At 51.4% G+C, this 11,668-nt stretch carries 11 protein-coding genes; 9 read left to right on the top strand and 2 right to left on the bottom strand.

The window, feature by feature from the left end; genetic code table 11:
* Nucleotides 1-16: 16 nt before the first annotated feature.
* From KNO79_RS09265 to yajC, 8 genes are all read left to right on the top strand, one after another.
* Nucleotides 17-1,450, top strand: coding sequence for an L-aspartate oxidase (locus KNO79_RS09265; RefSeq protein WP_214691131.1), 1,434 nt, complete (start codon nt 17-19; stop codon nt 1,448-1,450).
* Nucleotides 1,404-2,273, top strand: a complete 870-nt coding sequence (gene nadC / locus KNO79_RS09260) for a carboxylating nicotinate-nucleotide diphosphorylase (protein WP_214691130.1) — start codon at nt 1,404-1,406, stop codon at nt 2,271-2,273. The genes KNO79_RS09265 and nadC overlap by 47 nt, the downstream gene beginning before the upstream one ends.
* Nucleotides 2,236-3,315 carry a quinolinate synthase NadA gene (gene nadA, locus KNO79_RS09255; RefSeq protein WP_214691129.1) on the top strand — a complete coding sequence of 360 codons (1,080 nt, stop codon included), beginning with the start codon at nt 2,236-2,238 and terminating at the stop codon, nt 3,313-3,315. Before nadC ends, nadA begins: the two co-directional genes overlap by 38 nt.
* 93 nt (nt 3,316-3,408) lie before the next feature.
* Nucleotides 3,409-3,996 carry a Holliday junction branch migration protein RuvA gene (ruvA, locus tag KNO79_RS09250; RefSeq protein WP_074037474.1) on the top strand — a complete coding sequence of 196 codons (588 nt, stop codon included), beginning with the start codon at nt 3,409-3,411 and terminating at the stop codon, nt 3,994-3,996.
* A gap of 10 nt (nt 3,997-4,006) precedes the next feature.
* Nucleotides 4,007-5,008, top strand: a complete 1,002-nt coding sequence (gene ruvB / locus KNO79_RS09245; RefSeq protein WP_078146571.1) for a Holliday junction branch migration DNA helicase RuvB — start codon at nt 4,007-4,009, stop codon at nt 5,006-5,008.
* Nucleotides 5,009-5,011: 3 nt separating this feature from the next.
* A complete protein-coding gene (gene queA / locus KNO79_RS09240) occupies nt 5,012-6,070 on the top strand; it encodes a tRNA preQ1(34) S-adenosylmethionine ribosyltransferase-isomerase QueA (RefSeq protein ID WP_015881168.1) in 1,059 nt (352 codons plus the stop codon).
* Complete coding sequence (gene tgt, locus KNO79_RS09235) at nt 6,067-7,212, top strand: tRNA guanosine(34) transglycosylase Tgt (protein WP_074037468.1); 1,146 nt, start codon at nt 6,067-6,069, stop codon at nt 7,210-7,212. The genes queA and tgt overlap by 4 nt, the downstream gene beginning before the upstream one ends.
* Before the next feature lie 84 nt (nt 7,213-7,296).
* Nucleotides 7,297-7,575, top strand: coding sequence for a preprotein translocase subunit YajC (gene yajC / locus KNO79_RS09230; RefSeq protein ID WP_026826452.1), 279 nt, complete (start codon nt 7,297-7,299; stop codon nt 7,573-7,575).
* Nucleotides 7,576-7,600: 25 nt separating this feature from the next.
* On the opposite strand, the gene KNO79_RS09225 is transcribed toward yajC, so the two are convergent.
* Nucleotides 7,601-8,752: an NAD(P)-binding domain-containing protein gene (locus KNO79_RS09225; protein ID WP_214691128.1), complete on the bottom strand. Its 1,152-nt coding sequence runs from the start codon at nt 8,750-8,752 to the stop codon at nt 7,601-7,603.
* Between the two features lie 180 nt (nt 8,753-8,932).
* Between KNO79_RS09225 and KNO79_RS09220 the strand changes: the two genes are divergently transcribed.
* A complete protein-coding gene (locus KNO79_RS09220; RefSeq protein WP_214691127.1) occupies nt 8,933-10,705 on the top strand; it encodes a methyl-accepting chemotaxis protein in 1,773 nt (590 codons plus the stop codon).
* 35 nt (nt 10,706-10,740) lie between these two features.
* Here the strand turns inward: KNO79_RS09220 and zupT are convergent, their stop codons facing one another.
* Complete coding sequence (gene zupT / locus KNO79_RS09215; protein ID WP_074037465.1) at nt 10,741-11,601, bottom strand: zinc transporter ZupT; 861 nt, start codon at nt 11,599-11,601, stop codon at nt 10,741-10,743.
* Nucleotides 11,602-11,668: the final 67 nt, after the last annotated feature.

Raw genomic sequence — 11,668 nt, 5'->3', positions numbered from 1 at the left:
AACAGGTGATATACAATTGTCTTTACACATAGAGAAAACTTACATTTTGATTATCGGAACGGGACTTGCCGCCGTCGCAACGGCTTTGCATCTATCAAAATCATTCTCCATTCTTCTCGTCTCAAAAGGTGAGATGACAGAGAGCAACTCCGATTTGGCACAAGGCGGGATTGCGAGCGCGTATCTTGAGAAATCGAGTACTGCCCATAAAGAAGACACAATGCTCGCTTCTAAAAACACATCGTGCGCTGAGCGCGTCGACATTCTCGTAGAAGAAGGGCGTCAAGCGATTGGAGAAATGGAACGATTCGGTGTCCGGTTCGATCATGAAGAGGGCGGCTATGCCCTCGGACGAGAAGGCGCACACCGATTGAATCGGATCTTTCATGTCGGTGGCGACGAGACGGGACGTCATGTCATGAGGCAATTGCGTCAGTCGATGCCTGATAACGTGAACGTATTGGAACGGGTGCTCGTGCACGATCTCATTACGAAAGACGGGAAAGTCGTCGGCGCGATGGCGTTTCGTGATGAAGTGCCCATTCGAATTGAAGCCGGCGCTGTCGTATTGGCGACAGGTGGCATCGGTGGGCTGATCGATTGGACTTCAAACGCGCGTACCGTGACCGGTGATGGTCTCGTTCTGGCAAATCGATGTGGGGCCAAGCTGACACATTTACAGCGGATCCAATTTCACCCCACCTTACTGGCGACCGAAACGCCTCACCTCGTGACCGAGGCGCTCCGGGGAGCCGGAGCGACGCTCGTTGATGACGAAGGGAATCACGTGATGGCGCATCATCCGCTCGGGAGTCTCGCGCCTCGAGATGACGTGGCACGGGTACTGACAGAACGGATGGGAACGGTCTATCTCGATACGACAAACGTGACACGGCTTCGTGAACGGTTTCCAAAACTTGCTTTGACATGTGACAAACTTAGGATTGATCCTCGCCGCATTCCGGTACGTCCAGGTCTCCATTTTCATATGGGTGGAATCGAAGTGGATGATATGGGACGGACAGGCGTTGACGGATTATATGCCGTCGGTGAAGTGGCGGATGCGGGCATACATGGGACGAATCGTTTAGCCTCGAACTCACTTTTAGAATGTTGGGTATTTGGAAAACGAGTCGCGCGGGCGGTGCGTTTGAATAGGACGGCTATGGTGACGAAGGAGACGCTGGTGTACGACATCTCACCTTTGGCGTTTCAAGCGTTCCGTGCTCAAATTGGAAGATGGTTGACGATTTCACCAAGTCTTGATGAATTGAAAGGTTTCTTACAAAATACCCAAACGTTGACCATGACGAAACACGTGACAAGACAATTAAGTGAACAAACTTTACAACTCGATGCGGCGCGTCTTCTCGCGCAAAGCATCCTCGAAATGGAGCGGTATGATGAACACGATATACCTACGCGAACAGCTACGTCAGTTCTTGATTGAAGATATCGGTTATGGGGACTTATCGAGTGCGCTGATTGATGCACAGGACGAGTCGATCGCAACGATTGTTGCCAAAGAACAGGGCATTTTCTGTGGGAAGCCAATCGTAGAAGAGCTGGCAACTATGCAGCGGCTTGAATTGGTCTTTTGCCAAGAAGACGGGAGAGCGGTTGTCCCTGGAGACGAGCTCGTCGTCTTGAGAGGAAAGACACGCGCAATTTTAGAGACGGAGCGTGTGCTGTTGAATGTAATCCAACATGCGAGTGGAGTCGCGACGATGACAAAGCAGTGCATCGATGCGCTAGATGATGACTCGATACACGTGACCGATACACGGAAGACGACTCCGGGACTTCGGATGATTGAGAAGTACGCCGTACGTGTCGGTGGGGGATACAATCACCGTTTAAGACTCGATGACGCCGTCATGATCAAAGACAATCATATCGTCGCACTGGGTGGTGTAACGAACGCGATTCAAGTCGCGCGTGAGCGTGTCGGTCATACGACCCCGATTGAAATCGAAATCGAGTCGTTCGAACATCTGATGGAGGCGGTTCAAGCCGATCCGGACATCGTGATGCTTGATAATCGGACGCCAGATGAATTGAGGGACTGGGTCCGTCATATACCGACGCACATCAAAATTGAAGTGTCTGGTGGAATCACGCTCGACACGATTGACGATTATCGAGGCATTCGCATCGATGTCATCTCGCTCGGTCAATTGACTCATTCGATCCGCGCGCTTGATTGCAGTTTGAATTTACAAGGGGGAATGAAAGATGCAACTACTCGGAACACTTCCACCGACGTACGCTAACCTGTCAGTGGAGGAGATGGAGACTCGGATTCAGGCGGTCAAAGACCGACTCGGGACTCGTCTCTTTTTACCGGCCCATCATTATCAAAAAGACGAGGTCGTTCAATTCGCGGACGCGACAGGAGATTCGCTCCAGCTCGCACGACTCGCAGAACAGATGAGCGAAGCCGAATTCATCGTCTTTTGTGGTGTCCACTTCATGGCAGAGACGGCAGACATGTTGACACGGGACGACCAGATTGTCGTCTTACCTGATATGCGTGCCGGCTGTTCGATGGCAGACATGGCCGATATCGATCAGACGGAGATTGCTTGGGAAGAACTGACGGAACGATTTGGAGAGGACATCATCCCGATTACATACGTCAATTCAACAGCGGCCATCAAAGCGTTCGTTGGTCGTCACGGTGGGGCGACCGTCACATCGTCGAACGCCCATGAAATCGTCCGGTGGGCGCTTGAGGCAGGTGAACGCATCTTGTTCCTTCCCGATCAGCATCTCGGGCGGAACACGGCGTTCGACCTCGGCATTCCGCTCGCGGCGATGGCTGTTTGGGATCCGCTCCGTGAAGAATTGGTCTCAGAAGGCGAAGACGAGCAAGTGAAAGTCATCTTATGGAAGGGACACTGTTCTGTCCATGAGAAGTTCACAGTATCGCAAATTCAGGCGTTCCGTGACCGTGAGCCGGATCGTCGCATCATCGTCCATCCGGAGTGTACGTTTGACGTCGTCCAATTGGCAGACGAGGCGGGATCGACGTCATATATCATCGACAAGATTGATGCGAGTGCACCTGGGACGAAGTGGGCGGTCGGAACGGAGATGAACCTCGTCAACCGGTTGGCGGCAACGTACCCACATCTTGATATCGTCTCGTTGAACCCATTCATGTGTCCGTGCCTCACGATGAATCGAATCGACTTGCCACATCTTCTCTGGGCGCTCGAGTCACTCGAGACGGACCCTGTGAACGTCATTCGCGTCGATCATGAGACGACAGAGTGGTCGAAACGCGCACTTGAACGAATGCTTGCACGGTAATCGCTTCAGGACAGGTAAACGCCTGTCCTTTTTTCGTGTCGCCCATTATGGTACAATAAATGCAGTTTTTCCGACCAAAAAGGAGAGTACATCGTGATTGAATTCGTAAAAGGACCCGTCGCCTATGTGTGTGCGGAATATATAACGTTAGATGTCTCGGGCGTCGGCTACAAAGTACATGTGCCTAACCCGTTTTTTTATCGTGAACAAGACGAACATGTAATCGTGTTTACGCATCATTATGTGCGTGAAGACCAACAGACGTTATACGGTTTCCGGTCACGTCGTGAGCGTGAGCTGTTCAATAAACTCCTCAGCGTGAGCGGGATCGGACCAAAGGGTGCGCTTGCCATCGTCGCGTCCGGCGATATCGACGCGTTGATCGATGCGATTGAAACCGAGAACGAGAAGTATTTGACGAAGTTCCCGGGAGTCGGCAAGAAGACGGCCAAACAGATGGCGCTCGACTTGAAAGGGAAGTTATCCGAGCTCGCACCGGATTACGTGCCGAACGAAGGGTTGTTCGCCCAAGGTGCATCTGAACTCGATGAGGCGTGTGAGGCGCTCGTCGCGCTCGGCTACTCTGAACGGGAAATCCTAAAAGTCCGCAAAGCATTGAGCGGAGAAATATTGACGACCGACGCGTACATAAAACGCGCGCTACAGCTGTTACTGAAATAAGGAGGAAGCTATGGACGAACGATTGTTGTCACAATCTCATCAGCAATATGAAGACTCTGAAGAGTGGAGCTTACGTCCGCAGCGCTTCGAGCAATATATCGGGCAAGAAAAGGCGAAAGGCAATTTGTCGGTCTTCATTCAGGCCGCTAAACTTCGTAGTGAGACGCTCGACCACGTGCTCTTATACGGTCCCCCGGGACTCGGGAAGACGACGCTCGCCCAAATCATCGCCAACGAGATGGGCGTCGGAATTAAGACGACAGCAGGACCGGCAATTGAACGACCGGGTGATTTGGCCGCAATCCTCTCGACACTCGAGCCGGGAGACGTCTTGTTCATCGACGAGATTCATCGTTTGAGCCGGACGATTGAAGAGATCCTCTATCCGGCGATGGAAGATTACTGTCTCGACATCGTCTATGGGCAAGGGGAGATGGCTCGTAGCGTCCGCATCGACCTACCACCGTTTACGCTTGTCGGGGCGACGACACGGGCCGGGATGTTGTCGGCGCCTTTACGTGACCGTTTCGGCGTCACGTTGAAGCTCGAATATTACGAAACACATGAGTTAGCGGCCATCGTCAGCCGGACGGCCCAGTTGTTCCGTCTCTCGATTTCACCGGAGGCGAGCGGTGCGATTGCGAAACGCTCACGAGGGACGCCACGAGTTGCAAACCGTCTCTTGCGTCGTGTCCGTGATTTCGCACAAGTGGCTGGTACGAAAGAAATCGATCCAGTGCTCGCATCTGATGCGCTCGACCGGCTACACGTCGATGCGCTCGGACTCGATGAAGTCGATCATCGGTTACTGAGAGCCATGGTGGAGCGGTTCGGAGGTGGACCGGTCGGGCTTGAGACGCTCGCTGCGACCATCGGTGAGGACGCTCAGACGATTGAGGATGTCTACGAGCCCTATTTATTGCAACAAGGATTCTTGCAGCGCACGCCGCGAGGACGGATGATCACACAGTTTGCCAAGTCGCATTTTGGTTATGAAGAGGAAGAGGAGTAAGATATGCAAGACATTCAATTGAACGTAAACGATTATGATTTTGAATTGCCAGAAGAGTTGATTGCGCAAGTCCCATTGCTCGATCGGACAAGCTCACGCTTGCTCGTATTAGACCGCGAGACAGGGGACATCGAGCATCGCCATTTCCGTGACGTGCTCGATTATTTGAACGAGGGGGATGCGCTCGTCGTCAACGATTCGCGCGTCTTACCGGCACGCCTTTTTGGGGCAAAGCAAGAAACAGGCGGGAAAGTCGAACTGCTCTTGTTGAAGCAGACGGAAGATGATGTATGGGAAGCACTCGTCAAACCGGCGAAAAAAGTTCGTGTCGGCTCCATCGTTGAGTTCGGGGACGGCCTTCTCCGCGCAGAATGCGTCGAGGAGCTCCCAGAAGGTGGACGTCGTTTCAAGTTTGACTATGACGGCATCTTCTATGAGATTTTAGACGAGCTTGGAACGATGCCGCTCCCGCCGTATATTCGCGAACAACTCGATGACCAAGACCGTTATCAGACGGTCTATGCCCGTGAACGAGGCAGTGCGGCCGCTCCGACAGCCGGTCTTCATTTCACTGAGGAACTGCTTGAAGCGGCCAAAGCGAAAGGTGTCCGGTTGATCCCGCTCACACTTCACGTCGGCCTCGGGACGTTCCGTCCGGTGACGGCTGATTCTATCGAGGAACATACGATGCATAGTGAATATTTCGAGTTGTCGGCTGAATCGGCAGCTGCGCTTCGAGAGATTCGAGCGAATGGCGGTCGCATCTTTGCGGTCGGGACGACATCGACGCGCACGCTTGAGACGATCATGAGAGATCACGGGGACTTCGTCGAGTCATCGGGCTGGACGGATATCTTTATTTACCCTGGTGTTGAGTTAAAGGCAATCGATGGATTGATCACGAACTTCCATCTCCCTAAATCAACGCTCGTCATGCTCGTCTCGGCATTCGCGACGCGCGACATCATCTTACACGCTTATCGGACTGCGGTCGCAGAACGATACCGCTTCTTCAGCTTTGGAGACGCGATGCTCATCACGAGGAAGGAAGTAACAAAATGACAAAACATGCAGTCACATACGAACACATCCACACATGCAAACAGACCGGAGCGCGGCACGGAATCGTCCATACGCCGCACGGGTCGTTCGAGACACCGGTCTTCATGCCGGTCGGGACGCAAGCGAGCGTCAAAACGATGGCACCTGAACAGGTCAAGGCGATGGGTGCGAACATCATCTTGTCGAACACGTATCACCTTTGGGTTCGTCCAGGACATGAGGTCATCAAACAAGCCGGTGGACTTCATAAGTTCATGAACTGGGACGGGGCAATCCTCACGGACTCGGGTGGATTCCAAGTGTTCTCACTTGCCGACCTCCGAAATATCCAAGAGGAAGGCGTTCATTTCCGTAACCATTTGAACGGCGACAAGTTGTTCTTGTCACCGGAAAAGGCGATGGAGATTCAAAACGCGCTCGGGTCGGACATCATGATGGCGTTCGATGAGTGTCCGCCTTATCCGGCGACGCATGAATACATGAAGAAGTCGGTCGAGCGGACGAGCCGTTGGGCGGAACGTTGCCTCGAGGCACATGAACGTCCAGAAGACCAAGCGCTCTTCGGCATCATCCAAGGTGGAGAATATGAGGACCTTCGTCGTCAAAGCGCCCAAGACCTCGTCTCTCTTGATTTCCCAGGATATGCGGTCGGTGGTCTCTCGGTCGGTGAACCAAAAGATGTCATGTATCGTGCCCTCGAATTCACGACACCGCTCATGCCAGAGAACAAACCACGTTATTTGATGGGTGTTGGCTCACCGGATGCGTTGATTGAAGGGTCGATTCGCGGAATCGACATGTTCGACTGCGTTCTGCCGACTCGCATCGCACGAAACGGAACGCTCATGACGTCGAAAGGTCGCGTCACGATCAAACAAGCGAAATATAAGACGGACTTTGGTCCAATCGATGAGAAGTGTGACTGCCATACGTGTAAGAACTACTCGCGTGCGTACGTCCACCACTTGATTCGAGCGGATGAGATGTTTGGCCTTCACTTGTGTACGACACATAATCTTCACTTCCTCGTGAAGTTGATGGAGCAGGTTCGTCAAGCGATTCGCGAAGACCGCTTGCTCGATTTCAAAGAAGAGTTCTTCGAAGAATACGGCTACAACAAGCCGAATGCGAAGAATTTCTAAAGAAACGTGTCGGACATTGTGTGACAATGCTTCAGTTTCACGGTATAATGAACCTGATATTGAAGGAAAGGGTGAATGTTACTCATGGAAACACTCGTTGCGTTATTACCAATGATCTTGATTTTCGTCGTATTTTACTTCCTTTTGATTCGTCCACAGACGAAACGCCAAAAAGAAGTACAATCGATGCAAAACGCCCTCGAGCGTGGCGACAGCGTTGTCACAATCGGCGGTTTACACGGCGTCGTTCATCAAATCGAAGACACACATGTCGTTTTGAAATGCGATCAATCGCTTCTCCGTTTCAACCGAAGCGCAGTTGCGGAAGTCGTGAAAAAAGCGAATGCCTCATTTGAGGAATAAGCAAGTAAGCGTCTGACCATCATGGTCAGACGCTTTTTTGTGTGGCTAGAAGTTGGGGGAGAATTCTACGAGCGGCCTCTTGTCCACCATAGATGGCTCTTGAGAACGGGCCGATGATCAAATCGGCGTAAGGACCGGTCAAGTAAAGTCCAGGCGTCCATTCAAGATGCTCATTCAGGACAGGGGTGCCACATGGGGTGAGAGGTAGGTTGAATTGTTCGATCACGGGCTGAAGAAATGTCTCTTTCACAGGATGAGGTCTGATTCCCGTACAACAGACGACTTCTTTTCCGGCAAGTTGTTCACCGTTTACAAATAGCGAACCACTGTCCCGCTCGACTTCTCCGATGATGTGCGTCACAGCGTTCGTCTGTATGAGGCGCTTCACTTTTAAGACGAGATCGTTCGGAGCCGATCCCGGTTTTCGTTCACGGGCGATGAATGATCGTTTTGTCGTCCAGTCTTGTTTTAGACGATGGAAGTCATCTAATCCTTTCGGTCCCATGAACTGTCGATCAGCGTCAAATTGACTCACTTCGAGCGGACGTCTCGTCACAAGGGTGACACGGTGACCCTGATTGGCACGCTTCACGACATAGTGAAGTGCTGTGATGCCACCGCCGACGACAGTCACTTGATCCGATTCATCCGATTGGTCTTTTTCGAACACGTGTCGACATTGTTCGTCGGCCCATTCAGGTAACACGACATTTTCCGATTGACCGATCGCGACAATGACCGAGTCCGCGACAATGAGGCGATGATTTGTTCGGGCATGATAGTGTGCGCCATCTTTGCGGAGAGTCATCACCTGTTCATTTCCGTGGAACCGCTCATCAAGGCGATACGCGTTCCATGACGATTCGGCATGGTCGTTGAACAGTTCGAGCGATGGACGTCCGAACGTATCTTTGAAATGATTGGAACGATAGGCATATCGCGAGGCGAACTGTTTCAACGCATGGGGATTCGAAGAAACGTGATGCACTCGGGTCGAACGCAGGTGCGACATAGAGATGGATGAAGTTTGTTGTTTCCAGTTCGATAATGGGTCAGTGAGACGGTCGACAATAATCAAATCCTCCAAGCACCCGCCTTGTTCCATATATGAGATGGCGAGGGTCATTCCGTGTACACCAGCACCAATGATTAATAACTTCGTATTTTCCACAATCATAGAGAATCCTTTCAAAGCGTAATAATTACGATTTAAAGTATACAAAGATGACTTCTTTTTGTCAAAACGAATCCGATTCAAAATTTATCCACCTCATTTCGAAAAATCGATTTGATTAATGAAAACGTTTGCACTAACCTCAAATTGAGAAGAAATCCGAGATGAAGGAGAACGAATGACATGGACGTGAAACGATTGATTAACCAGATGAAGAAGTGGAAAGGATGGAGCATAAAACGAAGTGGTACGAAACAGAGAGGACGCTCATCGCTGAGACGACGTATGTCCATCGCGCTCATTCCGACGATCATTACGCTCGTCATTGTCGGCGCGCTCGGATCTTATCAATTGAGACAATCGACTGCCGCCTATGACCGGGTACTCAGTGAAGGCACGCAGGAGATGCTGCTTGCAGAGAATCTATCATTAGCGGTGACGGATGCCGAACGCTACTTGAACTACTATATGCTTGTAGCCAATCCGAAGACGCTCATCAGTCTCCAGGGAGTTCAAGAACAACGAGACGAATTGATGGCTTCACTCAAGGCATCTTCTTCAGATGAGAAGATCTTGTCTTGGTTGGGAGATTTGGAGAAATTTAACGAGCTATTAGACCGTGAGATGAATCGTGCCGTCGAACTTCGTCAACAACAAGACGAAATTGGCTTCAAAACCGTTCTCAACACGAGTGTGACACCGACGACGGATCGGGTACGCATGACCGTGACCGACCTTGTCGAATATAAAGGGGAGCTCCTCGAGTCTGAGACGAAAGCGGTACAAGCAGATGCAGAAAGTTCAATCCTTTGGATGCTCATCATCAGTGTTGGTGGTGTTGTGATCGGGATTCTTTCCTTACTTGCGCTACAACGGCTTTTCCTAAAACCGATCAATCGACTCGGTCGTCAAGCACGCATCATGGCAGAAGGGGATTTGACAGGAGAAGATATCGAGGTCGCCTCAAACGATGAACTAGGAGACCTGGTTACGGCGTTCAATGAAATGAAGCACAACCTGGTCGGCTTGATTCGTCGGGTTGGTGAAGCGTCGGACAAAGTGACTGCATATTCTGAAGAACTTTACGCAAGCACAGACCATGTCGCGACAACGACCCAAGGCGTGTCCCGGTTGTTCGAAGAGATGAACGTGGCTGCGCAAGGATCCTCGAAGCGAGCGGAAGAAGGGACGATTGGGGTCAATCAAGCGGTGGATGGATTGAATCAAATCGCTGCGGCCTCACAAGGTGTGAATGAGCAGACGATACATACACTTGAGGCGGCGAACGGTGGACTTGAGACCGTTCAATTGGCAGAGAAACGGATGCAAGAAATTCGCCGTGCCAACGAGCTCACTCAACAGATGGTGAACCGTCTATCGAACCAATCGCTTGAAATCGAGAAAATCACCCGTTCGATCACGGCGATCACGGAACAGACGAACTTGCTTGCCTTAAACGCGGCGATTGAAGCAGCACGTGCGGGTGAGCACGGAAAAGGGTTTGCCGTCGTCGCGGCTGAAGTCCGGAAACTCGCCGAGGAATCGAAACAATCCGCCATTCAAATCCAGACCGTTGTCCGCGACATTCAACGTGACACGGAGCAAGTCGAATCGGCGTTCGAAGAATCGAGCGTACATGTGGAGAATGGGGTATCGCAAATGGGAGAAGTGGCCGAGGCGTTCCGTGAGATCGTATCGGTCATCGAAGAGACGTCCCGTCAAATGAGTGAGATTGCGGCAGCAACAGAAGAAGTGAGTGCCAATACGACTGAAGTTGCCGTCTCTGTTGAAGATATGTCGACAAACGCCGTCTCGACACAGCGAAGCGTCGAAGAAGCCGGTGCGAACGTCGAAGAACAGCTTGCCGCCATTCAAGAGATCAACGGCATCGCTGAAACGATGAGTCACATGTCGTCTGAATTAAAAGATGTCGTCCATGTGTTTAAAACGACATAATAAATGCCCTGACGCGCGCGTCAGGGCATTGCTCGTTACATTAATAGGATTAGACTTGTCGCCATGACGATCATACCAGCAACCATTCCATACATTGAATGATGGGCGTGTCCGTATTCACGGGCGGCAGGGAGCAATTCGTCAAGCGAGATGAAGACCATGATGCCACCGACCGCCGCGAACAAGAGTCCGAAGACGGTGTCGCTCAAGAACGGCATGAGTAACAAGAATCCGATGGCCGCTCCAGCTGGCTCGGCAAGCCCTGACAACATCGAAAGCTTGAACGCCTTCTTCCGTGAGCCCGTCGCATAATAAATCGGGACGGAGACGGCAATCCCTTCCGGAATGTTGTGTAGGGCGATGGCGATGGCGATAGCTAAGCCGACGGCCGGGTCATCTAGTGCCGAGACGAACGTCGCAAGTCCTTCTGGGAAGTTGTGAATCCCGATGGCGAGTGCCATGAAAATCCCCATTTTTTTAAGTCGATTTTGTACCTCTGGATGATTGATTGGAGCCGCTTCATTTGTCGTCGTCGTTGCGAGTTCATGTGTTGTCGGGTCATTCTGCATCGACTCGACAAACTTGACTTCGTGTGGATTCTCCATTTTCGGAATGAACTTATCGATCATGCCAATCAAGAACATCCCACCGAAGAATGCGAGGACGGTGTAGATTGTACCCGTATATTCTCCGTGTGCGCCGACGAGTTCCTCGAGCGCTTTCGGGAAAATCTCGATGAACGACACGTAAATCATGACGCCTCCGGAAAATCCAAGCGAGATGGAGAGGAATGCCGTGTTCGTCCGTTTCGCAAAGAATGCGATCATACTCCCGATTCCGGTAGCTAGACCGGCGAATAGAGTAAGGAGAAAGGCATAAATAACTGTGCTGTCCATATGGAAAGACTCCTTTGATGTTTTGATGTTAGCTACATCATACATGAAGTTTTGCCCATGTGCAACA

Source organism: Exiguobacterium sp. s43 (assembly GCF_018617255.1).
Lineage (GTDB): Bacteria > Bacillota > Bacilli > Exiguobacteriales > Exiguobacteriaceae > Exiguobacterium > Exiguobacterium profundum.
The sequence above is the reverse complement of the archived record's forward strand: the minus strand, read 5'-3'. Positions and strand labels throughout refer to the sequence as shown.

Excerpts from the sequence above, each read along its gene's own strand:
- nadC (WP_214691130.1), top strand. The coding sequence starts at position 1,404 with ATGAACACGATATACCTACGCGAACAGCTACGTCAGTTCTTGATTGAA.
- queA (WP_015881168.1), top strand. The coding sequence starts at position 5,012 with ATGCAAGACATTCAATTGAACGTAAACGATTATGATTTTGAATTGCCA.
- yajC (WP_026826452.1), top strand. The coding sequence starts at position 7,297 with ATGGAAACACTCGTTGCGTTATTACCAATGATCTTGATTTTCGTCGTA.
- KNO79_RS09225 (WP_214691128.1), bottom strand. The coding sequence starts at position 8,752 with ATGATTGTGGAAAATACGAAGTTATTAATCATTGGTGCTGGTGTACAC.
- tgt (WP_074037468.1), top strand. The coding sequence starts at position 6,067 with ATGACAAAACATGCAGTCACATACGAACACATCCACACATGCAAACAG.
- nadA (WP_214691129.1), top strand. The coding sequence starts at position 2,236 with ATGCAACTACTCGGAACACTTCCACCGACGTACGCTAACCTGTCAGTG.
- ruvB (WP_078146571.1), top strand. The coding sequence starts at position 4,007 with ATGGACGAACGATTGTTGTCACAATCTCATCAGCAATATGAAGACTCT.
- KNO79_RS09220 (WP_214691127.1), top strand. The coding sequence starts at position 8,933 with ATGGACGTGAAACGATTGATTAACCAGATGAAGAAGTGGAAAGGATGG.
- zupT (WP_074037465.1), bottom strand. The coding sequence starts at position 11,601 with ATGGACAGCACAGTTATTTATGCCTTTCTCCTTACTCTATTCGCCGGT.